The sequence below is a fragment of the Neogemmobacter tilapiae genome, assembly GCF_014652215.1.
GTDB classification, from domain to species: domain Bacteria; phylum Pseudomonadota; class Alphaproteobacteria; order Rhodobacterales; family Rhodobacteraceae; genus Neogemmobacter; species Neogemmobacter tilapiae.
The window spans coordinates 72,596-96,267 of sequence record NZ_BMYJ01000006.1 but is presented as its reverse complement, the minus strand read 5'-3'; the positions used below and the strand labels follow the sequence as shown (position 1 = coordinate 96,267).

24 protein-coding genes are annotated in these 23,672 nt (G+C 61.3%); 16 read left to right on the top strand and 8 right to left on the bottom strand.

What is annotated here, in order from left to right; all coding sequences use genetic code 11:
- Positions 1-9: 9 nt before the first annotated feature.
- From IE095_RS10945 to IE095_RS10935, 3 genes are all read right to left on the bottom strand, one after another.
- Entirely contained in the window at positions 10-2,091 is a 2,082-nt protein-coding gene (locus IE095_RS10945; RefSeq protein WP_189411701.1) for an RCC1 domain-containing protein, read from the bottom strand.
- A gap of 236 nt (positions 2,092-2,327) precedes the next feature.
- Positions 2,328-2,720, bottom strand: a complete 393-nt coding sequence (locus IE095_RS10940; protein ID WP_229804719.1) for a lysozyme inhibitor LprI family protein — start codon at positions 2,718-2,720, stop codon at positions 2,328-2,330.
- The gene (locus IE095_RS10935) at positions 2,717-3,073 is read right to left on the bottom strand and encodes a GFA family protein (protein WP_189411700.1); all 357 of its coding nucleotides are present in this window, start codon (positions 3,071-3,073) and stop codon (positions 2,717-2,719) included. Before IE095_RS10935 ends, IE095_RS10940 begins: the two co-directional genes overlap by 4 nt.
- A 99-nt stretch (positions 3,074-3,172) precedes the next feature.
- Between IE095_RS10935 and pyrC the strand changes: the two genes are divergently transcribed.
- The 15 genes from pyrC to IE095_RS10860 all read left to right on the top strand — a co-directional run bounded on the left by pyrC (position 3,173) and on the right by IE095_RS10860 (position 17,879).
- The gene (gene pyrC, locus IE095_RS10930) at positions 3,173-4,213 is read left to right on the top strand and encodes a dihydroorotase (protein WP_189411699.1); all 1,041 of its coding nucleotides are present in this window, start codon (positions 3,173-3,175) and stop codon (positions 4,211-4,213) included.
- A 10-nt stretch (positions 4,214-4,223) separates the two neighbouring features.
- A complete protein-coding gene (locus IE095_RS10925; RefSeq protein WP_189411698.1) occupies positions 4,224-4,904 on the top strand; it encodes an orotate phosphoribosyltransferase in 681 nt (226 codons plus the stop codon).
- Positions 4,905-5,097: 193 nt separating this feature from the next.
- Positions 5,098-6,600 carry a replicative DNA helicase gene (locus IE095_RS10920; protein WP_189411697.1) on the top strand — a complete coding sequence of 501 codons (1,503 nt, stop codon included), beginning with the start codon at positions 5,098-5,100 and terminating at the stop codon, positions 6,598-6,600.
- A gap of 177 nt (positions 6,601-6,777) precedes the next feature.
- Positions 6,778-9,405 (top strand): DNA gyrase subunit A, encoded by a 2,628-nt coding sequence (gyrA, locus tag IE095_RS10915; RefSeq protein ID WP_229804743.1) that lies wholly within the window; start codon positions 6,778-6,780, stop codon positions 9,403-9,405.
- Entirely contained in the window at positions 9,405-9,602 is a 198-nt protein-coding gene (locus tag IE095_RS10910) for a hypothetical protein (RefSeq protein ID WP_189411696.1), read from the top strand. The genes gyrA and IE095_RS10910 overlap by 1 nt, the downstream gene beginning before the upstream one ends.
- Positions 9,603-9,653: 51 nt before the next feature.
- Positions 9,654-10,004: a DUF6614 family protein gene (locus tag IE095_RS10905; RefSeq protein WP_189411695.1), complete on the top strand. Its 351-nt coding sequence runs from the start codon at positions 9,654-9,656 to the stop codon at positions 10,002-10,004.
- Between the two features lie 73 nt (positions 10,005-10,077).
- Positions 10,078-11,124: an alanine racemase gene (alr, locus tag IE095_RS10900; RefSeq protein ID WP_189411694.1), complete on the top strand. Its 1,047-nt coding sequence runs from the start codon at positions 10,078-10,080 to the stop codon at positions 11,122-11,124.
- The gene (locus IE095_RS10895; RefSeq protein WP_189411693.1) at positions 11,121-11,903 is read left to right on the top strand and encodes an MlaE family ABC transporter permease; all 783 of its coding nucleotides are present in this window, start codon (positions 11,121-11,123) and stop codon (positions 11,901-11,903) included. The genes alr and IE095_RS10895 overlap by 4 nt, the downstream gene beginning before the upstream one ends.
- Positions 11,900-12,646: an ABC transporter ATP-binding protein gene (locus IE095_RS10890; protein ID WP_189411692.1), complete on the top strand. Its 747-nt coding sequence runs from the start codon at positions 11,900-11,902 to the stop codon at positions 12,644-12,646. Before IE095_RS10895 ends, IE095_RS10890 begins: the two co-directional genes overlap by 4 nt.
- 25 nt (positions 12,647-12,671) lie before the next feature.
- The gene (locus IE095_RS10885) at positions 12,672-13,031 is read left to right on the top strand and encodes an ADP-ribosylation/crystallin J1 (protein ID WP_189411691.1); all 360 of its coding nucleotides are present in this window, start codon (positions 12,672-12,674) and stop codon (positions 13,029-13,031) included.
- Positions 13,024-13,479 (top strand): paraquat-inducible protein A, encoded by a 456-nt coding sequence (locus tag IE095_RS10880; RefSeq protein ID WP_373295411.1) that lies wholly within the window; start codon positions 13,024-13,026, stop codon positions 13,477-13,479. Before IE095_RS10885 ends, IE095_RS10880 begins: the two co-directional genes overlap by 8 nt.
- 90 nt (positions 13,480-13,569) lie before the next feature.
- Complete coding sequence (gene radA / locus IE095_RS10875) at positions 13,570-14,928, top strand: DNA repair protein RadA (RefSeq protein ID WP_189411689.1); 1,359 nt, start codon at positions 13,570-13,572, stop codon at positions 14,926-14,928.
- A gap of 24 nt (positions 14,929-14,952) precedes the next feature.
- Positions 14,953-15,597 carry a CvpA family protein gene (locus IE095_RS10870; protein ID WP_189411688.1) on the top strand — a complete coding sequence of 215 codons (645 nt, stop codon included), beginning with the start codon at positions 14,953-14,955 and terminating at the stop codon, positions 15,595-15,597.
- A 78-nt stretch (positions 15,598-15,675) separates the two neighbouring features.
- The gene (gene purF / locus IE095_RS10865) at positions 15,676-17,145 is read left to right on the top strand and encodes an amidophosphoribosyltransferase (protein ID WP_189411687.1); all 1,470 of its coding nucleotides are present in this window, start codon (positions 15,676-15,678) and stop codon (positions 17,143-17,145) included.
- Between the two features lie 80 nt (positions 17,146-17,225).
- The gene (locus IE095_RS10860; RefSeq protein ID WP_189411686.1) at positions 17,226-17,879 is read left to right on the top strand and encodes an SDR family oxidoreductase; all 654 of its coding nucleotides are present in this window, start codon (positions 17,226-17,228) and stop codon (positions 17,877-17,879) included.
- A 66-nt stretch (positions 17,880-17,945) separates the two neighbouring features.
- Here IE095_RS10860 and IE095_RS10855 read toward each other — a convergent pair whose 3' ends face one another.
- The 4 genes from IE095_RS10855 to IE095_RS10840 all read right to left on the bottom strand — a co-directional run bounded on the left by IE095_RS10855 (position 17,946) and on the right by IE095_RS10840 (position 22,213).
- The gene (locus IE095_RS10855) at positions 17,946-19,376 is read right to left on the bottom strand and encodes an aldehyde dehydrogenase family protein (RefSeq protein WP_189411685.1); all 1,431 of its coding nucleotides are present in this window, start codon (positions 19,374-19,376) and stop codon (positions 17,946-17,948) included.
- 121 nt (positions 19,377-19,497) lie between these two features.
- Positions 19,498-20,322 (bottom strand): isocitrate lyase/PEP mutase family protein, encoded by an 825-nt coding sequence (locus tag IE095_RS10850; protein ID WP_229804716.1) that lies wholly within the window; start codon positions 20,320-20,322, stop codon positions 19,498-19,500.
- Positions 20,322-21,257 carry a PHP domain-containing protein gene (locus tag IE095_RS10845; protein ID WP_189411871.1) on the bottom strand — a complete coding sequence of 312 codons (936 nt, stop codon included), beginning with the start codon at positions 21,255-21,257 and terminating at the stop codon, positions 20,322-20,324. Before IE095_RS10845 ends, IE095_RS10850 begins: the two co-directional genes overlap by 1 nt.
- Before the next feature lie 8 nt (positions 21,258-21,265).
- On the bottom strand, positions 21,266-22,213 hold the full coding sequence (locus IE095_RS10840; RefSeq protein WP_189411683.1) for a magnesium transporter CorA family protein: 948 nt from the start codon (positions 22,211-22,213) through the stop codon (positions 21,266-21,268).
- A gap of 114 nt (positions 22,214-22,327) precedes the next feature.
- Between IE095_RS10840 and IE095_RS10835 the strand changes: the two genes are divergently transcribed.
- Complete coding sequence (locus tag IE095_RS10835; RefSeq protein ID WP_229804715.1) at positions 22,328-22,798, top strand: flavin reductase family protein; 471 nt, start codon at positions 22,328-22,330, stop codon at positions 22,796-22,798.
- A 3-nt stretch (positions 22,799-22,801) separates the two neighbouring features.
- On the opposite strand, the gene IE095_RS10830 is transcribed toward IE095_RS10835, so the two are convergent.
- A complete protein-coding gene (locus IE095_RS10830; RefSeq protein ID WP_229804714.1) occupies positions 22,802-23,623 on the bottom strand; it encodes a hypothetical protein in 822 nt (273 codons plus the stop codon).
- Between the last annotated feature and the right edge of the window lie 49 nt (positions 23,624-23,672).

Below are 23,672 nucleotides of genomic sequence, written 5' to 3'. Positions count from 1 at the left end.
CGCTTTGGTTTACAGGATGAAATCATCCGCGATCAGCTTGGCGACACCATCCAGACGCAGCAGGATGTCAGCCTTGCCATCGCCGTTCAGGTCGCCTTCCAGCCGGACAGCGCCGTCGAGTTTGACAAAGCGCAATTCCCCGGCCTTGCCGTTGAAAGCGGCGGCCCCGATGAAGTTGAAGGCCTGATCGCCCGCCTTGCGGCCATTGGCATCGACACCGGCAAGGTCAATCTGATCGCCCTGCCCGCGGCGGAAGTCGGTGATCAGCTCGCGCCCTTTGTCATTGGGCGAGAAGTCGGCCTTGGCGGCAAAGACAAAACGATCCGCCCCGAGACTGCCGGTCATCTGGTCGATGCCGCGCCCGCCAGTCAGCAGGTCATCGCCATCGCCGCCCGAAAGGCTGTCACGGTCGCCGCGGCCATGCAGCGTGTCATTGCCCGTGTCGCCTGCCAGAAGATCACGACCAAGGCCGCCATCCAGACGGTCATCGCCCTCGCCCCCCGTCAGATTGTCATTGTCGCCACCGCCCAGCAGAAGGTCATCTTCGGTGCCGCCGTCCAGCGTATCGGCCCCATCACCGCCCGTCAGGCTGTCCGCCCCAGCGCCGCCTTGCAGCAGGTCATTGCCGAGGTCGCCGTCCAGCATATCGGCATCAGTGCCGGCATAAAGGCTGTCATCGCCTTCACCGCCCTGCAAAAGATCGGCCCCTTGCGCCCATTTCAGGATGTCATCGCCTGCCTGCCCCGCCAGCGTGTCGTCACCAACACCGCCGACCAGCATATCGGTGCCGGTGCTGCCCTCGATCAGGTCATTGCCGCCGAAACCATAGATGGAGAAACCGGTTTCCTCGCCCTGCAAAGCGCCGCCCGACAGCGAAGCATCGCCTTCAGTGGTGCCGATGACAACCTTGCGCTCATCGGGATCCAGCGGGATGAGGATCGGCCCCGAGGCCCAGGTGCCTGCGGCTTGGGTGGTGGCAAGGCGGGATTGGTTCATATTGCCCCAGCCCCAGACATTGCCTTCGCTGTCCACCGCCAAAGCATGGTTTGGCCCGCCGATGATGCTGACGATGTTAAGGCCTTCAAAGCCGGGAATGCGGGTCGGGGCGATCAGGGTTTCGATGGCCCCGGTCGAGGATTCAAGGCCAAGCCAACCTTCGTCATTGCGGCCCCAAGCCCAGACTTCACCGCTTTCGGTCAGGGCGATGACCCAGCGAGAGCCGACATGGATGTCGATCACATCGGCGGGAAGGCCCTGAATTTCCTGCGGAATGGCGGAATTGGCGTCGTCGGGGTTGGTCAGTTGGCCATCGACGATGGTGCCCTTCAGCAGTTGGCCATAGTCGGACTGGCCCCAGCCCCAGACCTTGCCATCATCCGTGATTGCAAAAGCGGTGTTGGTGCCCGAGGAGACATGCACGACATTGCCGGGAATATCGACCTCCAGCGGCACGGCGCTGCGGCGGATGAATGTGCCATCTTCGGCCACGCCGTTCGGGCCAAGCTGACCCTGCACATTGCCGCCAAAGGCCCAGACCTTGCCGTCATCCGTCAGCACCAGCGCGAAAGAGGTGCCATAGGACAGATCCACCACATCGGCCCCGCCAAAGGCCTCTTTCGAGATGGCGACCGGGGTGCCGGTGTTGGTCAATTCACCATTGCCCAACTGACCATTGGTGTTCTGGCCCCAAGAATACAGTTGCCCCTCGTCGGACAGGGCATAGCTGGCCCCGTTGGCCATCCAGATTTTGGTGATGTTTACCCCGTCCAAGGCCGCGACCTTGGTGGGAGTCAGGCTTTCATAGTTGGTGGTGGTGCCCTGCCCCAGCTTGCCCAGATTGTTGTCGCCCCAAGTGTAAACCTCACCCGAGGCGGTCAGGAACGCGCCGTGCAGCATCCCCGCCGAAATCGCCACGATTTCGCCTGTGAATCCGTCGGGCAGGTTCACCTGACCCATATCGGCAAGGCCCGTGCCCGTGGCCGTCACTTCGCCCCGGCCCAGTTGCGATTCGTTGTTTTCACCGACGGAAAAGACAACGCCATCCTTGAAGAACAGCGAATAGTGGTTTCCGGCACCAACGGCGGTGGTCATGGCAGATCCTTTACAGCGGGCGGGGGCAAGCATGCAGGACCGCCCCGCCCAAAGGCGCAGCCTGCCGAATGAGGGCATGACTTCTGCGCGGGACAAACCCGCTTGTCATTTTGCGATGGGCTGGAATTCGTCCGGCTGAGGCGCGTCAGGCGCCGATAGATTGAACCGCCGGGTTCATGTCTGGCCCCGCCCGGATAGGTCCGGGCGGGGGCAAGGTCAATGGGGCAAACGCCGGATCAGTAACCTTCAACCAGACCGCGCAATTCCTCGGTCCGGTTGCGCGTCACGCTGGCCAGACAGCCCGCCACCAGCATCGGTTCGGCGCTGCCGCCTTTCATGCGATAGCCATCCGCCTCACAGGTCTTGTCGCGGTAGTTGATCCAAGACCGTTGCGATTCCCGAAGGGCGTCTTCGGCCCCCTTTTCGCTGTCATCCAGATAGCTGTCGATTTCCTTCATCGTCGCCATCGCGTCCTTCCAGACGGCGTTCAACTCGACATCGGCGGCGTCATAATCCATGCTGGCGCATTGGTTCATATCGGATTGGGTCATGGCATTGTCGCAGTCAATGTCTTGCGCCCATGTGGGGGCGGCCAGCAACAGCCCCGCCAAAATCACTGCTAGTCTCACAACGCTCTCCCGTCATAGTGATAGGCCAATTTCGCAATTTCGCGCGGGTCTACATCGTCCAGACAGTTGATGTTCACCGCCGCCATCGGTGTGCCATCCGGCATTTTCCCATAGGAAAAACTTTCAATCCCGCAGGTTTTGCAGAACAGATGCTGGATGGCTTTCTTGTTGAAAAGATATTCGGAAAGTGCCCCCTCGCCCTTTTCCAGCGTAAAGGCCGAAAGCGGCGCAAAGGCCAGCACGGAACCCAAACGCTGGCAGCGCGAACAGTTGCAGGTCACGGGTTGGGAAAGGTCCACATCGACCCGATAACGCACCGCGCCGCATTGGCAACCGCCTGTGTATTCGCCCATTCTCGCCTCCGTGTTTTCGTCAAACTAGCGGGGCATTCTGGCCCCGTCCATGGCCCAAAGGGTCTGGAAAACCCCTCCTCAATCCGCTAGGGCAGGCCCATGCAGAACACGATCACAATCCGCCGCCCTGATGACATGCACCTGCACCTGCGCGATGGGGCGATGCTGGCCGCCGTCCTGCCGGAAACGACGCGGCATTTCGCCCGTGCAATCATCATGCCCAATCTGGTGCCGCCTGTCGTCACACTGGACGACGCCCGCGCCTATCATGGGCGGATCATGGCCGCTTTGCCTGCTGGGGCGGATTTTCAGCCGCTGATGGTGCTGTATCTGACCGAAGGCACCGACCCTGTCGATGTGGCAGCCGCGAAAGCCTCGGGCCTTGTTCATGCGGTGAAACTGTATCCGGCGGGGGCCACGACCAATTCGCATTCCGGCGTGCGGGATTTTGATAAAGTGATGCCGGTGCTGGAGAAAATGGCCGAAATCGGCCTGCCTTTGTGCGTGCATGGCGAAGTGACGGACCCATCGGTTGATATTTTCGACCGTGAGGCGGTGTTCATCGACACCGTGCTGGACCCGCTGCGCCGCCGCGTGCCGGGGCTGCGGGTGGTGATGGAGCATATCACGACATCGGAAGGGGCCGCCTATGCGATGGCGGGGGATGAGACGCTGGCGGCGACGATCACGACGCATCATCTGATCATCAACCGCAACCATATTCTGGCCGGGGGCATCAAGCCCCACTACTATTGCCTGCCTGTGGCCAAGCGTGAAAGCCATCGGTTGGCCCTGCGCCGCGCCGCCACCTCGGGCCATCCGCGCATCTTTCTAGGGACGGATTCCGCCCCCCATGCGGACCATCTGAAAGAACACGCCTGCGGCTGTGCGGGATGCTTTACGGCGACGAACACCATGCCGCTGCTGGCGCATATGTTTGAGGAAGACGGGGCCTTGGACCGGCTGGAAGGGTTTACCTCGGTCCACGGTGCGCAGTTTTATGGCCTGCCGCTGTCGGACCAGACGCTCACGCTGACCAAGGGCGATGCGGCGCAGTTCCCGGCGAAAATCCTGTCGGACGCAGGCCCCGTCACCGTTTTTGACCCCGGCTTCCCCGTGCATTGGCACGTTTCCAACTGAAAGAGCGCCCATGATCGCCGCCAGCTTTCCGCCGAAAGACGAAATCGCCCGCCTGACCGCCCGCGCCCTGCTGGAAATCAAGGCAGTGCATTTCAACGCGGAAACCCCGTTCACTCTGGCCTCGGGCCTGCCCTCACCCACCTATATCGACTGCCGCAAGCTGATTTCCTATCCGCGCATCCGGTCGATGCTGATGGATTTCCTGTCGGTCACCGTCCTGCGCGAAGCGGGGTTCGAGGCGTTTGACAACATCGCCGGTGGTGAAACGGCGGGCATTCCCTTTGCCGCGCTGGTCGCGGAACGGCTGGCCCTGCCGATGACTTATGTGCGTAAAAAGCCGAAAGGTTACGGGCGCAACGCGCGGATCGAAGGCGCGATGGCTGAAGGCCAGCGGGTGCTGCTGGTCGAGGATCTGACGACCGACGGCGGATCGAAACTGTCCTTTGTGCAGGCCATCCGTGATACGGGCGCCACCTGCGGTCATACGGCGGTGATCTTTTACTATGGCATCTTCCCGGAAACCGAACCGAACCTTGCGAAAGAGGGCATCGCGCTGCACCATCTTTGCACCTGGTGGGACGTTCTGGCCGAGGCGCGGGCGCAAGGGTCGTTTGATGATGCAACCCTGACCGAGGTCGAAGCTTTCCTGAACGCGCCCCGCGAGTGGCAGGCAGCGCGGATGGGCCAATAAGCGCCGAATTTAACCATCAGATGACAAAAGACGCGGGGCCTGCTACCCTATCTTGGGGCAGGCCTTCCCTTTTCCGCCAACTATGGTTTTTCCACAGGGTTATCAGCGCAAACATACATTTTGCCAGCCGCGCGGCTTGCGACTAATCAAGGGGCCGAACCGACATGAGATCGGGAATCGTCAGGGGGCAGGAATGAACGAAATCGCCACGCTACGTCCGAATTTGACGCCGATCAGCGCGGCCTCGGCGGAACCCGAAGCCCTGCCCCATAATATTGAGGCCGAACAGCAGTTGCTGGGCGCGATCCTGACCAACAACGATGTGTTTGACCGGATTTCCTCCCTTGTGCGGCCCGAGCATTTCTTTGACCCGGTGCATCAGCGCATCTTTGAAATCTCCGCCGCCCGCATCCAGAAGAACGCGCTGGCCAGCCCCGTGACGCTGAAAGCGTTCATGGAGGATGATCCGGGGCTGAAAGAACTGGGCGGCCCGGCCTATCTGGTGCGTCTGGCGGGGGCCGCGATTTCGGCCTTTGCGGCACGGGACTATGCGCAGATGATCTATGATCTGGCGGTGCGGCGGGAATTGATCGGACTGGGGCGCGACATCGCCGCGCAGGCGGCCAGCGTGACGGTGGAAAGCGAGCCGAAAGACCAGATTATTGAGGCGGAACAGCGGCTTTATAAGCTGGGTGAACAGGGGCACGCGGAAAAGGGATTCCAGTCGTTCCTGAAAGCCGTCACCGATGCGGTGAATGTGGCCAACGCCGCCTATCAGCGGGACGGCGGGCTTGCCGGGATTTCGACGGGGCTGGTCGATCTGGACAAGAAACTGGGGGGTCTGCATCCGTCTGACCTTTTGATCCTTGCCGGTCGTCCGTCGATGGGGAAAACCTCGCTGGCGACCAACATCGCCTTCAACATCGCCAAGGCCTACCGCCGGGGCCGCAGGCATGATGGCACCGATGGCGCGGTCGAAGGGGGCGTCGTGGGGTTCTATAGTCTGGAGATGAGCGCGGAACAGTTGGCGGCGCGGATTCTGTCCGAGGCCAGCGAAGTGCCCAGTGAGCAAATCCGGCGCGGCGATATGACCGAAGTCGAATTCCGCCGCTTTGTCGAAGCCGCCAAATCGCTGGAGGCTTGCCCGCTGTACATCGACGACACGCCCGCCCTGCCGATCAGCCAGGTCGCCGCCCGCGCACGGCGGCTGAAACGGACGCATGGGCTGGACGTGCTGATGGTGGACTATTTGCAGCTGCTGAAAGGTTCATCGAAAGAAAACCGGGTGCAGGAAGTTTCGGAAATCACCCAAGGTTTGAAGGCGATTGCGAAAGAGCTGAACATCCCGGTGATCGCGCTGTCGCAGCTTTCGCGTCAGGTGGAAAGCCGCGAAGACAAGCGCCCGCAACTGTCGGACCTGCGGGAATCGGGCTCGATTGAACAAGACGCTGATGTGGTCATGTTCGTTTATCGGGACGAATATTACAAAGAACGCGAAAAGCCGGGCGATCACGAGCTGGAAAAGATGGCGCAATGGCAGTCGATCATGGAACAGGTCCATGGCAAGGCCGAGGTGATCATCGGCAAGCAACGCCACGGGCCGATTGGCACGGTGGAACTGTCGTTCGAGGGACGCTTCACCCGGTTTGGCAATCTGGTGAAACCTTGGCAAAGCGGCAGCGAAAGCGCCTATTGAGGGTCTTGCGGGGGTGGGGTCATTGCACCCAAGCCATAGGATGTTGTAGGGTCAGCGCAACAAAATCTGGACCCCTTACATGAGGCGCGGCCCGAATTGAGCGATATAGAAGAACCGACCGGCGAGACCCCGGAAAAACCCAGCCATCACGGCCCGCAGGTGGACATCACCACCGAGATGAAGACGGCCTATCTGGATTACGCGATGAGCGTGATCGTCAGCCGCGCGATCCCCGATCTGCGCGATGGGCTGAAACCGGTGCATCGGCGGATTCTGTTCGCGATGCAGGAATCGGGCAATACGCATGACAAGGCCTATCGCAAATCGGCGCGACCGGTGGGCGATACGATGGGGAAATACCACCCGCATGGCGACGGCGCGATCTATGACGCCTTGGTGCGGATGGCGCAGCCGTTTTCGATGTCGCTGAAACTGCTGGACGGTCAGGGCAACTTTGGCTCGATGGACGGCGATGCGGCGGCGGCGATGCGCTATACCGAAGTGCGCATGGACAAGCCTGCGGCTTTCCTGCTGGCGGATATCGACAAGGAAACCGTTGATTTCCAAGACAACTATGACGGCAAGGACCGGGAGCCGACGGTTCTGCCTGCGCGCTTTCCGAACATGCTGGTCAACGGGGCGGGCGGCATTGCCGTGGGGATGGCCACGAACATTCCGCCGCACAATCTGGGCGAGGTGATCGACGGGACTCTGGCGCTGATCGAGAACCCGGATCTGTCCAGCGAAGCGCTGATGGAGATTATCCCAGCGCCGGACTTCCCCACGGGGGCGACCATTCTGGGCCGTTCGGGTGCGCGGAAAGCCTATCTGGAGGGGCGGGGTTCGGTGATCATCCGGGCGAAAACCCATGTGGAGGAAATCCGCAAGGACCGTTTCGCCATTGTGGTGGACGAGGTGCCCTATCAGGTGAACAAGGCGGCGATGATCGAAAAGATCGCCGAACTGGTGCGGGAAAAGCGGATCGAGGGCATTTCCAGCGTGGCCGACGAATCCGACCGGATCGGGATTCGGGTGGTGATCGAACTAAAGCGCGATGCGACGCCGGATGTGGTGCTGAACCAATTGTTCCGCTTTACCACGATGCAGACCAGCTTTGGCTGCAATATGCTGGCCTTGAACGGTGGGCGGCCGGAACAGTTGACGCTGCGGGATTTCCTAGCGCATTTCATCACCTTCCGCGAGGAAGTGGTGGCGCGGCGGACGGCGTTTGAACTGCGCAAAGCGCGGGAACGCAGCCATGTGCTGTGCGGTCTGGCCGTGGCCGTGTCGAACGTGGATGAGATTGTGGCGACGATCCGTTCGTCGGCCGATCCGGCGGAGGCACGGGAAAGGCTGATGATCCGGCGCTGGCCTGCGCATGACATTGCGCCCTATATCCGGCTGATCGACGATCCGACCCATACGATCAACGAGGATGGCACCTATAACCTGTCGGAAATTCAGGCCCGCGAGATTCTGGGCCTGCGCTTGCAGCGTCTGACGGCGATAGGGGTCAAGGAAGTCACGGACGAGCTGGAAGCCTTGGCCGGCCAGATCAAGGATTATCTGGACATTCTGTCCAGCCGCGACCGGATCATGGCGATCATCTCGGACGAATTGCGCGAGGTGAAGGCGGCTTTCGCCGTGCCACGTCGGACGGAAATCGTCGATTGGGCCGGCGATATGGACGACGAAGACCTGATCGAACGCGAGGATATGGTCGTGACGATCACCTCGGGCGGTTACATCAAGCGGACGCCTTTGGTCGAATTCCGCGCCCAGAATCGGGGGGGCAAGGGCCTTTCCAGCATGGCGACCAAGGATGACGATGTTGTCACCACCCTGTTCGTGGCGAACACGCATACGAACCTGTTGTTCTTTACGACCGACGGGATGGTCTACAAGCTGAAAACCTGGCGCTTGCCCTTGGCGGGGCGTCAGGCTAAGGGCAAGGCGATTGTCAACATTCTGCCCATCGAATTGGGTGTGTCGATTGCCGCCCTGATGCCGGTGGATGTGCCCGAGGATGAATGGGAAAGCCTGCAAATCGTCTTTGCGACCAGCGATGGCGATGTGCGGCAGAACGACCTGTCGGATTTCACCAATGTCAAACGCAACGGCAAGATCGCGATGAACCTGCCGGAAGGCGTGTCTTTGGTGAATGCGGCGATTGCCGATGAGAATGACGATGTGATGCTGGTGACGGCCTTGGGCCGGGCGATCCGGTTCCAGACAACCGAAATCCGGGTGTTCAAGTCGCGGGGTTCGACCGGCGTTCGGGGCATTCGGGTGGGCGCGGGTGACAAGGTCGTGTCGATGTCGATCATCCGGCATTTTGAGGCGGATCCCGCCGAACGCGCCGCCTATCTGAAACAGCGCCGCCTGATGGCGGGAGCGGTTGAGGATGAGGTTGAGGCGGATGAGGATGAAGAGGCCGTCAGCGGCGGGCAATTGTCGCCGGAACGCTATGCCGAAATGTCGGCGGCCGAGGATCTGATCCTGACGATCACCGCCAGCGGTTCGGGGAAACTGTCGTCGAGCCATGATTACCCCGTGCGGGGCCGTGGCGGCATGGGTGTCAAGGCGATGGATGGGGCGATGCGCGGCGGGCCTTTGGTCGCCTCCTTCCCGGTGGAGACGAGCGATCAGATCATGCTGGCGACCAGCACGGGCCAGTCGATCCGCGTGCCGGTGGATCAGATTAGCTTCCGTTCGCGGGGGGCTGGTGGGGTTCGGGTATTCAACGTGGGCGAAGGCGAAGAGGTCGTCAGTGTTGCCCGCGTGGCCGAGCAGGAGGAAGAGTAGTGGAACAAGCGGTCAAGTTGATTGCGGTCTGGGTTCCGTTCCTTGTGATTTTTGGCGGCCTGTTCCTGTTTCTGCGCCCCTTGGGCAAAAGGAACAACCGGATGCTGGAGCTTTGCAAAGAGCAGACCGAGGCGCAAAAGCAGATGGCGGCATCCCTGGCGCGGATTGCCGACGCTTTGGAAGCCCGCAAGCCTTAACGCGATCCTCATGCTTGGCGGGCAATCTGTGTGAAACCAGAGGGCCCGCCGATGATTCTTTACCACTGCCAGATCGACCTGCATGACGGGGCCAAGGCTTTGGCCTTTGCCAGTGCTGTGCAGGGCTGGATGACCCATCTAAAGGCCAATGGCCAGATCAGCGGCTGGCGGCTGATGCGGCGCAAGCTGGGTCTGGCGTCCGGCGCGCAGCGTGATTTCCTGCTGGAGATTGAATTGCCGGGGCTTTCGGCTTTGGACAATCTGTTTCAAACCTTGTCCGAAACCGACGATCTGGCGCAGCGGCGCTATGATCAGATGCATCAAATGATCCAACGGGCCGAGGTGGGGCTCTACCGCCCCTATCCCGATGCCGCGCAAAGGGAGCGTATTGCACTTGTTTGACGCAAGTCCCTTCAATCCGCCGGTTTCCGCCTGCGGGGCTTGACCTTGGCCCCTCAACTGGCAAAAGGGCGGGATGGGCAGCGCAATCCTCTCTATCGACCTTGAAGCCATCACCGCCAACTGGCGGGCCTTGGATGCCATGTCGGCCCCCGATTGCCAAACGGCGGCGGTGGTCAAGGCCAATGCCTATGGCAGCGGCATTACCCGCACGGCGCGGGCCTTGGCGCAAGCGGGGGCGCGGCGGTTCTTTGTGGCGACATCCGAGGAAGGGGCGACGCTGCGCACTGTTTTGGGCGCGGGTCCGCAGATCAACATTCTGGGCGGGCATATGGCGGGCGACGCCGAGATGATCCGCGACCGGCAATTGACCCCGATGCTGAATTCCATCGAACAGATCATGCGGCATCTAGAGGCCCTGCCCGGCCATGCCTTCGGTGTGCAACTGGACACGGGGATGAACCGTTTGGGGCTAGAGCCTGCCGAATGGCAGGCGGTGGCGGAGCTGGTGCTGCAAGCGGGGCCGGAACTGGTGATGAGCCATCTGGCCTGCGCCGATGAACCCGACCATCCGATGAACGAGGCGCAGCTTGCGACCTTTCTGGCCATGACCGATGGTATCGAAGTGCCGCGTTCGCTTTCGGCGACGGGGGGCATCCTACTGGGCCCGGCCTATCACTTTGACCTGACCCGCCCCGGCATCGGGTTGCATGGGGCCGCCCCCTTTCACGGGCACAACCCCTATCATCTGGCGCTGCCGGTCATTCAGACGCGGCTGGTCGCGGCGGGGGAACCTGTCGGCTATTCCAACACCTGGCACGCGCCCGAGGATCGGATTATTGCTACGGTGTTGTCGGGCTATGCCGATGGGCTGCATCGCAAGCTTTCGGGCAAGGTGCGGCTGTGGCATGGCGATACCCCCTGCCCTGTCGTGGGCCGTGTTTCGATGGATCTGATCACGGTCGATGTGACGCATCTGCCGGAAGTGCCCGACTATCTGGATATGATCGGCCCGCATCAGACGGTGGATCAACTGGCCGAAACTGCCGGGACCATCGGCTATGAGCTGCTGACGCAGCTGGGGGCCCGCTACAACCGCCAATATCACGGGGCCCGCGCTTGAGTTTGCTTTCGCCCATTGCGGCCCTTGGCCGTGTCACCCTGTCCGGTCTGGCGCAGGTCGGCCGCATCACGCTTTATGCGGCGGCAACCTTGGCGCATCTGGTGCGCCCGCCGTTTTACCCGCGTGAATTTCTGTCGGCGCTGCTGAACGTGGGCTGGCTGTCGCTGCCCGTCGTCGGCCTGACCGCCCTGTTCACCGGGGGCGCGCTGGCGCTGCAAATCTATGCGGGCGGGCAAAGGTTCAGCGCCGAGGCGGTGGTTCCGCAGATCGTGGCCATCGGCATGGTGCGGGAATTGGGCCCCGTGCTGGTTGGCCTGATGATCGCCGCAAGGGTGACATCGTCCATCGCCGCCGAGATTGCGACGATGAAGGTGACGGAACAGATCGACGCGCTGGTCACGCTTTCGACCCATCCGATGAAATACCTGACCGTGCCGCGCGTGCTGGCCGGATTTCTGACTGTGCCCTTGCTGGTCGGCGTGGGGGATATCATCGGGATTCTGGGCGGTTTTACCGTGGCCACTGGGCAATTGGGGTTCAACAAGGCCAGCTATATCCAGAACACCGTTGATTTTCTGGAATTGCCGGATGTCGTGTCGTCGCTGATCAAAGGGGCGTTTTTCGGGTTCATCGCGACCTTGGTCGGCTGCTATCACGGCATGAACTCGGGCCGCGGGGCGATGGGGGTGGGGCAAGCCACCAAGAACGCCGTCGCCATGGCCTCGATCCTGATCCTCGCCGCCAACTTCCTGCTTACATCGGTGCTGTTCGGATCATGATTACACTCTCGGGCGTGCATAAGGGTTTCGGGGCGAACAAGGTTCTGCAAGGGGTCGATCTTACCATTGCCAAAGGCACCTCGATGGTGATCATCGGCGGGTCGGGCACGGGCAAGTCGGTGACGTTGAAGTGTATTCTGGGGTTGGTCACGCCGGATCAGGGCACGATCACGCTGGACGGGCAGGATGTGGCACGGGCCGAGCGCGAGGCGTTTCTGGCCCGTTTCGGGATGCTGTTTCAGGGCGGCGCGCTGTTTGACAGCCTGAAGGTCTGGGAGAATGTCGCCTTTCGCCTGCTGCGCGGCGCGCTAAAGCGGCCCAAGGCCGAGGCGCGCGAGATTGCCATCGAAAAACTGCGACGTGTGGGGCTAAAGCCCGAGGTGGGGGATCTGTATCCGTCGGAATTGTCCGGCGGGATGCAAAAGCGGGTGGGTCTGGCGCGGGCGATTGCGGCGTCACCCGAGATCATCTTTTTTGACGAGCCGACGACGGGTCTGGACCCGATCATGGCGGGGGTGATCAATGAATTGATCCGGGAAATCGTGGTGGAGATGGGCGCGACCGCGATGACCATCACGCACGATATGTCCTCCGTCCGGGCGATTGCCGACAATGTGGCGATGCTGCATGGTGGGGTGATCCGCTGGACAGGTCCAGTGGCGGATATGGACGCGACGGACGATCCTTATGTTCAGCAGTTCATTCACGGGCGGGCGGTGGGGCCGATTGAGAGTGTGAGGTAGTCTTCTAAACCCCTAGGAATTTGAAATGATCCTGTATCGCCCGACCGGACAGAAAGAACTTGATCTGGTTTCAGCTTCTGGCTTCAAACGTTGGCCTCCACGTCTGATAGACCAACCGATTTTCTATCCTGTCACGACTTTTTCTTACGCGGAAAAGATTGCCCGCGATTGGAACTCCATCCTCCCAGCACCGAATAACTTCGGTTATGTTTTACGCTTTGAGATCAACAGGGAAACGGCGGATCGCTATTCTGTGCAGCAGGCAGGTGGGCGGGATCACGAAGAGCTTTGGGTTCCCGCCGATGAACTTGAACGTTTTAACGATGGCATTCTTGGCGTGATGGAAGTCGTGGCCATTTATCGGGATGGACAGCGTGTTGAATAGGCAAATTCAAAGATACGGCGAAATCCCTCTCAAACTCGCCAACCTCTCCCTCCTCATCCTCTTCCCCATCGCCTGGTTCGCCCCCCTCCTCCGCGCGGGCCTCATGCCTTTATTCGGCTTGGATGAAATCTCGGTCCTCACGGGCCTGCAATCCCTCTGGGGTTCCGACATTCCCTTGGCGCTGGTTGTCACGGCGCTGGCCTTGTTTGCGCCTTACCTCAAGACCATCGGTCTGGCGCTGGTGCATTTCCGCCTCGCCTCGCCGCGCATTCTGGCGGCGCTGAACATCTTGGGCAAACTGGCGATGGCCGATATTTTTCTGATCGCGCTTTATATCGTGATCGTGAAAGGCGTGGGCTATGCGACGATTGAGGTGGCTTGGGGGATGTATCTGTTCACCGCCTGTATTCTGGCCTCGATTGCGATTTCCTACCTGACAGAAAAGTAGGATGGGCCATTGGCCCATCTGTGGGGTGTGGATGATGGGCAGATTGCCCATTCGACTTGCCCCCTGCCCCCAGACAGGCGAAGAAAGGCCATGGCCAAACCCACATTCCAATTCACCTGCCAAGCCTGCGGTGCCGTTCACAAGAAATGGGCGGGGCGCTGCGATGCCTGCGGCGGCTGGAACACCATTCAAGAAGAAGCCCCCCTGTCGCAGGGCCCCCGCGCCTTGGGCAACAAGGGCCGCACCATCCAGCTGACCGATCTTGCGACGCAAGAACCCCTGCCCCCGCGCGCCAGTTCGGGCATTGCGGAATTGGACCGCGTTTTGGGTGGCGGATTGGTTCCGGCCTCGGCCCTGTTGGTGGGGGGCGATCCCGGCATCGGGAAGTCGACGCTTTTGTTGCAAGCCACCGCAAGCTTTGCCCGGCAGGGGATGAAGGCGCTGTATATCTCGGGCGAAGAGGCCACCGCGCAGGTGCGGATGCGGGCGCAGCGCCTTGGGCTGGCCGATGCGCCGGTGGGCTTGGCGGCGGAAACCAACCTGCGGGACATTCTGACGACGCTGGATCAGGAACGCCCCGGTCTGGCGGTGATCGATTCGATTCAGACCATGTGGCTGGACAATGTGGAAAGCGCGCCGGGGTCAGTGGCGCAGGTGCGTGCCTCGGCGCATGAGCTGGTGAATTTCGCGAAAAAGCGCGGGGTTGCGGTTGTGATCGTGGGCCATGTGACGAAAGAGGGTCAGATCGCCGGACCGCGTGTCGTGGAACATATGGTTGATACCGTGCTTTATTTTGAGGGCGAGCGGGGCCATCAGTTCCGTATCCTTCGGGCGGTGAAGAACCGTTTTGGGCCTGCGGATGAAATTGGTGTGTTTGAAATGACGGGTCAGGGGTTGTCGCAGGTGACGAACCCTTCGGCGCTGTTCCTGTCAGACCGGGGCAATCCCGTGCCGGGCAGCGCGGTGTTTGCGGGGATTGAGGGCACGCGGCCCGTACTGACCGAAATTCAGGCTTTGGTGGCCCCCACGACTTTGGGCACGGCCAGACGCACCGTTGTCGGCCTGGATTCAGGCCGCGTGAGCACGATTCTGGCGGTGCTGGAGGCGCGCTGTGGCATTCCTTTCGCGGGGCTCGACGTGTTTCTGAACGTGGCCGGGGGGCTGCGGGTCAGCGAACCGGCATCGGATCTGGCGGTGGCGGCGGCCCTCCTTTCCGCGCGTGAGGATGTGGCAATTCCGCCAGAAAGCGTGCTTTTTGGCGAAATCAGCCTGTCGGGGGCGCTGCGTCCGGCGGTTCAGACCGAAAACCGATTGAAAGAAGCGGCGAAACTTGGTTTTACCACGGCCATAGCGCCAGCCGGATCGAAGCTGGGACAGACAGAGGGAATTGGGGTGCGTGCCTTTTCCGACCTGACCGCCTTTGTGGGCGAGATGTTCGGCGCGGGCTGACCCCAGGCAAACGGAGTAAGACGCATGGAAGGCTTCACCTACGTGGACGGCGTGGTGGCTGTTGTCATCGTGCTTTCGGCCATTTTGGCCTATTCACGCGGTCTGGTCCGCGAATCAATGGCCATTCTGGGCTGGGTTGGGGCCGCTGTTCTGGCCTTCATCTTTGCGCCGCAGGCGCAGCCCTTGGTCAAGGAAATCCCGGTTCTGAACGAATTCCTGGATGGAAGCTGTGAATTGTCGATCATCGTGGCCTTTGCCGGGGTCTTTGCCTTGGCTTTGGTGGTGGCGGCGCTGTTCACACCTTTGTTCAGCTCGGCCATCCAGCGCACGGCGCTGGGGGGCATTGATCAGGCGCTGGGTTTCCTGTTCGGCGTGGCGCGGGGTGTGTTGTTGGTGGCCGTGGCCTTCATCGTCTATGACCGGGCCATTGCAGCCAATACTGTTCCCGCCATTGACGAAAGCCGCACGGCGAAACTGTTTGCCACCGTGCAGGACAAGGTTGATGCGATGATCCCGGATGATGCGCCGGGTTGGATCGTGTCGCAGTATCAGGTGCTGGTGAACAGCTGTGAAGCCGATGCCACCGTGGCCCCGGTGACGCCGGGCGATGAAACCGCACCCGCGACCGAAGGCACGACGCAAGACGGTGCTGCAACGCAGAACAACTGACCTCTTCCGGGGGTGACAGCGGCGGGCAATCGGCCTAAAGGGATGCTGCCCGCTGCCCACAGATTCGGAGGCCCGCCTATGCAGTTCCGTCACCCGTTCGACCCGGAAACCGACGGCGACAAACTGCGCGAGGAATGCGGGATCTTCGGCGTGGTGGGGGCCAAGGACGCGGCCAACTTTGTGGCGCTGGGTCTGCACGCGCTGCAACACCGGGGGCAAGAGGCAGGCGGCATCGTCAGCCATGACCCGGAACACGGGTTCAACTCGGCCCGGCGCTTTGGCTATGTGCGCGACAATTTCACCAATGCCGCCGTGATGGACACCCTGCCCGGCCCGATTGCGATTGGTCACGTGCGCTATTCGACGGCGGGTTCCAAAGGGGCGACCGCGATCCGCGATGTGCAGCCCTTCTTTGGCGAATTCTCGATGGGCGGCTGTGCGATTGCGCATAATGGCAACATCACCAATGCGGTGGCCCTGCGACGGGAACTGATCGAACGGGGTTCGATTTTCCAATCCTCGTCGGACAGTGAATGCATCATCCATCTGATGGCGCGGTCGATCCAGAAAACTTTGGCCGAGCGGATCAAGGACGCGCTGCGGCGGGTGGAAGGCGCGTTCAGCGTGATTGCGATGACGCGGACCAAGCTGATCGGCGTGCGCGACGCGCATGGGGTGCGGCCCTTGGTTCTGGGACGGATCGGCGATTCGGGTTGGGCGCTGTCGTCGGAAACCTGCGGGCTGGACATCATAGGGGCGGATTTCGTGCGCGAGATTGAACCCGGTGAGATGGTGGTGATCGAAGGCAACCGGGTGGAAAGCACCCGCCCCTTTGTGCAGGCGACACCGCGGTTCTGCATCTTTGAACAGGTCTATTTCAGCCGTCCAGACAGCATTCTGTTGGGTCGTTCGGTCTATGAAACCCGGCGGATGATCGGTGTGGAACTGGCGCGCGAAGCCCCGGTCGAGGCGGATCTGGTCTGCCCGGTGCCGGACAGCGGCACGCCCGCGGCGATTGGGTTCAGTCAGGAAAGCGGCATCCCCTATGCGATGGGCATCATCCGCAACCAATATATGGGACGGACGTTTATTGAGCCGACCGAGCATATCCGCAACATGGGCGTGCGGTTGAAGCTGAACGTGAACCGGGCGCTGATCAAGGGCAAGCGGGTGGTTTTGGTTGACGATTCTGTTGTGCGGGGCACGACAAGCCGGAAGATCAAAGAAATGATCCTTGAGGCTGGGGCGGCGGAGGTTCACTTCCGCATTGCTTCGCCCCCCACGGCTTGGCCTTGCTTCTATGGGGTGGATACACCGGAACGGTCGAAACTGCTGGCAGCGACGATGTCCGAGGACGAGATGCGCGACTGGATCGGGGTGAATTCGCTGAAATTCATCTCTCTGGACGGGCTTTACCGCGCGGCGGGCGAGGCGCAGGGGCGAAATGCAAAAGCACCGCAGTTCTGCGACGCCTGCTTCTCGGGGGAATATCCGGTCGTGCCTTCGGACAAGATCGAGGAAGGCTTTCAGATGAAGGCGGCGGAATAGGTTTGCCAACAGACCGAATTTCGACGCCCGTCTGAAGAAATGGTCCCGATGGACCGCCCTGCCCTACTGAAAGGCCTATCATGTCCCTTGCCCTTGTCACCGGTGCCTCACGCGGCTTTGGCGCGGCTGTGGCCGATCAACTGGCGTCGCGTGGCTGGGATGTGGTGGCAGTGGCCCGCACCGTGGGCGGGCTGGAAGAGTTGGACGACCGGGTGAAAGCCCGACGCCAGCCGGGGGCGGGTGCGCTGACGCTAGCCCCGATGGACATCACCAATGACGATGCCATGCGGCATCTTTGCCGTTCGATTCATGACCGCTGGGGCGGGTTGAAGCTTTGGGTCCATGCCGCCATTCACGCGGCCCCCTTGGCCCCTGCCGCCCATCTGGATGGCAAGGATTGGGACAAATCGGTGAACATCAACCTGCGGGCCACGGGTGTTCTGATCCCCATGATCGCACCTCTTTTGGGTGCCGATGGCATCGCCGTCTTTCTGGACGATCCGCAGGGCGGCCAGATGAACTTTGGCCATTATGGCACGACCAAAGCTGCCCAGATCGCCTTGGCTCGGTCATGGCAGGCCGAAACCGCCCGCATCGGCCCTCGCGTTGTCATCCACCAGCCCGCCCCGATGCCCACAGCCACCCGCGCACGGTTCTGGCCGGGGGAAGATCGCAGCGCCTTGGCGAATGTCGGGGATGAGGCCGAGCGCTTGCTGAACACAATCGCGCTCTGACGCGCCGCTTTCATTTGGCCAAAAATAACGCGGGGGGTCAGGGGGGCAGATGCCCCCCCGCTTTTTTCAGGCCTCATAGCCCACGATGACTTTCGTCTCGCAGAAGTCGTGAATGCCGAAATCGGCATATTCCCGACCATTGCCCGATTGCTTGTAGCCGCCGAAGGGTGCGTTGGTATCCCAAGCCGGATAGTTCAGGTTCACCGTGCCCGCCCGCAGATGGCGTGCTACGGCGCGCGCCTCATCCAAGGGGCCGCTGACATAGGCGGCAAGGCCGTAGACGGTGTCATTCGCCTCGACAATGGCCTGTTCCAGCGTGTCATAGGGCAGGATCACCAGAACCGGGCCAAAAACCTCTTCCCGCGCGATGGCCATGTCATTCGTCACATTGCCAAACACGGTCGGACGCACGAACCAGCCCCGGTTCACGCCGATGGGGCGGCCGACGCCGCCCGTCACGACCTGCGCGCCTTCGTCGATGCCCTTTTGGATCATCGCCTGCACCTTGTGGAAATGCGGGCCTGAGATCAGCGGGCCGTGGGTGGTCGCCGGATCCAACGGATCACCGGGGCGCATGGCTTCGCAGGTTTCGCGGGCCACAACGCAAGCACGGTCATGCAGGGCGCGGGGCACGAACATGCGGGTCGCCGCATCACAGCTTTCGCCGGTGTTCGACATGCAGCCTTCGACACCGCCCTTCACGGCTGCATCCAGATCGGCGCTGGCCAGAATGATGTTCGGCGATTTGCCCCCCAATTCCTGCGCCACGCGCTTGACCGTCGGCGCGGCTGCTGCTGCCACGGCGGTCCCGGCGCGGGTCGATCCGGTAAAGCTGACCATATCCACCTCGGGGTGGGTGGAAAGCTGCGCGCCGACAACGGGGCCGGTGCCGTTCACAAGATTGAAGACCCCTGCCGGAACGCCCGCATCATGCAGGATTTCGGCAAAGATCAGCCCCGAAAGCGGGGCGATTTCCGAAGGTTTCAAGACCATCGTGCAGCCCGCCACCAAGGCCGGGGCCACTTTGCAGACCATCTGGTTCATCGGCCAGTTCCAAGGCGTGATCAGACCGCAAACCCCAATGCCCTCGCGGATGATCAGCGAGGTGCCGCGCTGTTCTTCCCAATGCATTTCCTTGGCGGCCTTGATAGTGCTTTCCAGATGCACCTGCCCCGCCCAGGCCTGGGCTTCACGCGACCAAGCGACGGGGGCACCCATTTCCAGACGCATCGCATCGGCCACATCATCGAAACGCTTGTTGTATTGGGCCAGCACTTCCTCAAGCAGTTCGATCCGCCGGGCAGTGGGCCATTGGGTGAAGGGCAGGAAAGCGGCACGGGCGGCGAGGATGGCGCGGTCGGTGTCTTCGACCGAACCCAAGGCAATCTGGCAGATGATCTCCTCGGTCGCGGGGTTTTCCACGTCCAGACGTTCCGATGACAGGGGCGTGACCCATTCCCCGTTGATGTAGAATTTCAGCGCATTGGGAAAGTTCATCGCGGCACCTTTGCTTGGGTTGGCCCCAGCCTGCCCGATGGGGCGCAGGCGTCAAGGGCTTTGCTTGGGGATAGCCTTGGGCGTTCACCGCCCAAGGTCATTTTGCGCCATCTTGCAGGTGTCAGGCGACATCCGCGCCTTTGGCCAGCAGGGCATCGACATCATCCCCGGGCATCGCGCCTTTCAGCAGGGCAAAGCTGCCGTCCTGCAGCATGGCGCTGACCGAGTCGCGGATTGCGGCATGGGTGAGGCGCGCAATCTGCGACCCGGTGGAAATACGCCTGACACCCATCGCGGCCAGTTCGCCGATGGTCATGGATTTGAGCGGCCCCGCCGCCAGCGCGTTGACGGGTTTCGTGACACTGGCCAAGACCTGCGCCAGTTCAGCGCGGCCGGGGGGCACGGGCAGATACAAAAGGTCGACGCCCGCCTGTTCAAAGGCCTGCAAGCGGCGGATGCCTTCGGCCAGATCATAGGCCCCATTCATCACCCCATCGGCCCTTGCGCAGAATACGAAAGGCCGCCCCAAGGCGCGGGCGGCGCTGGCCCCGGCGCGGATGCGTTCGACGGCCAGATCGAAATCATAGGCGGGGTTGCCCTTGACCATCTGCGTGTCTTCGACCGAACAACCGGACAATCCCACAGAAGCCGCCAGACGCACGGTTTCCGCGACACCCTCCGGATCATCGGCAAAGCCGTTTTCAAAATCGCCTGACACGGGCAAAGCGGTCGCGGCCACGATCATTTCGGCATGGGCCAAAGCCTCATCCCGACTGACCCCGCCCATATCCGCCCGTCCCATGACAAAGGCATGGGCGGCGGAGGAGGTCGCCAAAGCCTGCGCCCCAAGCCCAGCCATCATGCGGGCGGACCCCACGTCCCAAGGGTTGGGGATCACGAAACAACCCGATTGATGCAGATCCCAGAATTGTTGATGCCGTTCCATCACTGCTCCCATTCATCCCGGAACACCGGATTTGACCAAGCCCGTTTGCCTGCCGCATCAACCACCGTCACGCGGATCCAGTCGGAACTCTTGAACCGTGCTAACGGCAGTTGCGCCCGTGTCATGGAATGGCCATGCACCGCTTTCGCCGCTGTCCCAGCGCCCTGCACGATCATCGAGGAACAGGCCGACATTTCGACCACCACCCGGTCAGGATAGACCTGCACATCCCGCAGTTCCGGCCCTTGTGTGCTGTAAAATTCGCCGGCCTTCAGCGCGGCGAGCAGAGCGTCCGGTTCGTTTTCCGACGCCTTCACCATCACCCAGCCGCCGAAATGGTCCGGTTCGGTGAAATGCGCGTCATCCGTTGCAATCATCGAAAGCCTGCGCCCTTCGCTGAGCAAAAGGTCGGCAATGGCAAAGCCATCGGGCCGGTCGCAGCCCACAGCACAGCCGTGATTGTAGATTTCCACCGCATGGGCGGCGGCAATGCCCCGTGCGTCGGCCAAGGTCAGGCCTGACCATTGCGGATGGGCAATCGCCACGAAAGCGCCCGCCGCTACGGCCCGCGCGGCCAGCTCCGCCCCGGTTTCCTGCCCTTCGATGGGGTGAAAAACCGGCGTGTTCGACGGCGCGAAGTCCAAGGGCAGGCCCACCGCCAGAATATGCCACAGCTCACCATTCGCCATCGCCCCGGAATGCAGTTCCGCCCCCAGAAGCGTGGTAAAGCCACCATCCCGGAACCCGCGCGTATCAACCAGCGGATAGCCACATTGCCCGATGAAATGATCGGTCAACGCCAGAAAATCATAGCCTTCGGCCCGGTATCGACGCACCACTTCGGCAGGGTCCAAGACCCCATCCGACAGGTTGGAATGCGTGTGCAGGTTGCCCCGCCAGAACCGTCCCTTTGCCGCAAAAGCCGAAAGCTGCATCTCGCCCCCTAAAGCCAGTTTTTCCATTTGAAAAACAGATAAGTCACCACGGCCGAAGCCAGCATCAGCAAAAGCGCCACCGGATAGCCGAAAGACGTCTCCAACTCGGGCATGTGCTTGAAGTTCATCCCATAGACGCTGGCGATCAGCGTGGGCGGCAGGAACAGCACAGCCACCACCGATACGATCCGAACCGTCATGTTTTGTGACAGGTTGATCATCCCCAGCGTCGCATCCGAGGCCAGTCCCACGCGCTGCGACAGAAAGTCGCAATGCACCTCCAGCGCCTGAATGTCGCGCATCAAGGCCTTGAGCGTGACCTTGTTCTTTTCGCCCCGCGCTTGGGTATAGAACGACAGGGCGCGTTCGATGGTCAAAAGCGACAGCCGCACCCGGCCCACCAGATCACCCTCGCGCCCGACCTGTTCCAGATGCGCTTGCAATTTCTCGGGCCGTTTCGGCGCGCCGTTCGATTGAAAGACCCCGGCGCTCACCTCGTCCAGCGATTTGCCCGCCCCTTCCAAAAGATCGGCCAGCCGCCCGATGATTTCATCGACCAGCCCAAGGAAAATCTGATCCGGGTTCGCGCAGCCGATGCCGGATTTATCGGCCCGTTCGGGAAAGGTTTCAAACGGGCGGGGCGCATGGTGGCGCACGGTGACCAACCTGTCGGGCGTGAGGATAAAGGACACCGGGCCGGAAATGGGCGTTTTCGACAGCGAGAGGCCGGGCAGCACCACCGTCATCACATCCATGCCGCCTTCGCGGTAAAGCCGGTTCGAGATTTCGATCTCTTCCATGTCGGAAAGGGTGGGCACCTCGACCCCCATGCCGATCAGACGCGCCGCCTGCACATCGGTCGGGCGGTAAAGATCGATCCAGGCCGCCCCCTCCAGCGGTTCGTCGACATTCATCCGCCGCAGGGCGGCCCCGTTCAGGGCATAGGCAAACAGCATGGCGACTCCGCATTCTTGCAGGGGCTTTGTGCCAAGAATTTCCGAAAAGGTATAGGACTTCGGGTTGATCTTGGGGGGCAGCGGGTTAGGTTGCGGGCCAGATGCGAGGGAATGATGGCTGATCTTGATCCGACCGAGTTGCGCAACGCTTTGGGCCAGTTTGCGACGGGTGTGACCGTCGTCACCATTGCGGGGCCGCAGGGGTTTACGGCCAACAGCTTTGCTTCGGTGTCGCTCGACCCGCCGTTGGTTCTGTGGTCGCCCGCCCGTGCCTCGGCCCGCTTCCCAGCGTTTTCCAGCGCGCGCCACTTCGCCATCCATGTGCTGGCCGAGGATCAGTTCGGCCTGTCGCGGCATTTCGTGCGCGGCGGTCAGGGGTTTGAGGGGGTGGAGCACGAGGTTTCAACCGAAGGCGTGCCACTGCTGTCGGGCACGCTGGCCCGGTTCGAATGCGTGCAAGAGGCGGTGCATGAGGGGGGGGATCATCTGATCATCGTGGGCCGGGTGGTTCGCTTTGCGACGGGTTTGGGGAAGCCATTGGTGTTCGCGCAGGGGGGGTATGGGGCGGTGAGGGGGTTGGGGTGAGGATTAATGGGCGAAAGGAGTTTCGGGAAAAATCCTGCCCATAACCGCCCGGCGCATCGCCTTGGCAAGTGGATCGTGAAAGATGTTCAAGGCTCGTTTGGCATCCGTTGGTGAAAGCCAGCCATCCGCAAGGCGCCAATGGCGGAAGAAGAGCTCATCCAGCTGGATTTTGCGGTCGAATTGGATGCCGAAAGCGACCTTTTCGCGCGTTAGTGACAAAGTTTTGGTCCTGAATAGTGTTAACCCATTCGTCCGCTGAGGAGGGTTTTCATGGGCGTTTCTTTCCCTCTCCATAGCCGCATCCAGAGCGACCTCGTCAATCCTTGTTAGTTTGTCCAGTTCAGCCTGAATATCCGGGGGCATGGTTTCGATTGCAGTTTCGACTGCCCGTTTGAACATGGGATGTCCGACGACATCCAAGTTCCACTCAGATGGATTTTCGCGCCAAAGAATGGCTTCGGCATGTTTTGTCCACTGACCATTTTCCAGCAAACCAAGTGCGGTCATTGCAGCCGTGGCTTTTGCGCTCGCATGCGCAGAGCCAAGTCCATGGGAAGCCGCGATGTTTGGCGCTGGGGGTGCCGGGCCGCCTATCGGCGTGATGACGAATTGGGCATGTGATGCCGGGCGCTTTAGAATGCCTGTTGGAAGATAGTCTATTTCATTATGTTGGTCGGCCAAACCCAAGACAACCGAACAAATGTCATCCCAACGCGGTAAAACAGCTGGTATTTTTGGCGCAGCCCTTGGGCTGGCTCCCCATGCTTCGAGCTTGGCTTGCCCCAAGGCGGCCAAGGCAGAGCATCCCATTTCATAGGCCGACATTGCCATGTCACTCCAACCTGATCGGTGATCTCCGGGCAATTCGCTAAGA

Coding starts and splice junctions, on each gene's coding strand:
- IE095_RS10945 (WP_189411701.1), bottom strand. CDS start 2,091: ATGACCACCGCCGTTGGTGCCGGAAACCACTATTCGCTGTTCTTCAAG.
- IE095_RS10935 (WP_189411700.1), bottom strand. CDS start 3,073: ATGGGCGAATACACAGGCGGTTGCCAATGCGGCGCGGTGCGTTATCGG.
- pyrC (WP_189411699.1), top strand. CDS start 3,173: ATGCAGAACACGATCACAATCCGCCGCCCTGATGACATGCACCTGCAC.
- IE095_RS10925 (WP_189411698.1), top strand. CDS start 4,224: ATGATCGCCGCCAGCTTTCCGCCGAAAGACGAAATCGCCCGCCTGACC.
- IE095_RS10920 (WP_189411697.1), top strand. CDS start 5,098: ATGAACGAAATCGCCACGCTACGTCCGAATTTGACGCCGATCAGCGCG.
- gyrA (WP_229804743.1), top strand. CDS start 6,778: ATGAAGACGGCCTATCTGGATTACGCGATGAGCGTGATCGTCAGCCGC.
- IE095_RS10905 (WP_189411695.1), top strand. CDS start 9,654: ATGATTCTTTACCACTGCCAGATCGACCTGCATGACGGGGCCAAGGCT.
- alr (WP_189411694.1), top strand. CDS start 10,078: ATGGGCAGCGCAATCCTCTCTATCGACCTTGAAGCCATCACCGCCAAC.
- IE095_RS10890 (WP_189411692.1), top strand. CDS start 11,900: ATGATTACACTCTCGGGCGTGCATAAGGGTTTCGGGGCGAACAAGGTT.
- IE095_RS10885 (WP_189411691.1), top strand. CDS start 12,672: ATGATCCTGTATCGCCCGACCGGACAGAAAGAACTTGATCTGGTTTCA.
- radA (WP_189411689.1), top strand. CDS start 13,570: ATGGCCAAACCCACATTCCAATTCACCTGCCAAGCCTGCGGTGCCGTT.
- IE095_RS10870 (WP_189411688.1), top strand. CDS start 14,953: ATGGAAGGCTTCACCTACGTGGACGGCGTGGTGGCTGTTGTCATCGTG.
- purF (WP_189411687.1), top strand. CDS start 15,676: ATGCAGTTCCGTCACCCGTTCGACCCGGAAACCGACGGCGACAAACTG.
- IE095_RS10860 (WP_189411686.1), top strand. CDS start 17,226: ATGTCCCTTGCCCTTGTCACCGGTGCCTCACGCGGCTTTGGCGCGGCT.
- IE095_RS10855 (WP_189411685.1), bottom strand. CDS start 19,376: ATGAACTTTCCCAATGCGCTGAAATTCTACATCAACGGGGAATGGGTC.
- IE095_RS10850 (WP_229804716.1), bottom strand. CDS start 20,322: ATGGAACGGCATCAACAATTCTGGGATCTGCATCAATCGGGTTGTTTC.
- IE095_RS10845 (WP_189411871.1), bottom strand. CDS start 21,257: ATGCAGCTTTCGGCTTTTGCGGCAAAGGGACGGTTCTGGCGGGGCAAC.
- IE095_RS10840 (WP_189411683.1), bottom strand. CDS start 22,213: ATGCTGTTTGCCTATGCCCTGAACGGGGCCGCCCTGCGGCGGATGAAT.
- IE095_RS10835 (WP_229804715.1), top strand. CDS start 22,328: ATGGCTGATCTTGATCCGACCGAGTTGCGCAACGCTTTGGGCCAGTTT.
- IE095_RS10830 (WP_229804714.1), bottom strand. CDS start 23,623: ATGTCGGCCTATGAAATGGGATGCTCTGCCTTGGCCGCCTTGGGGCAA.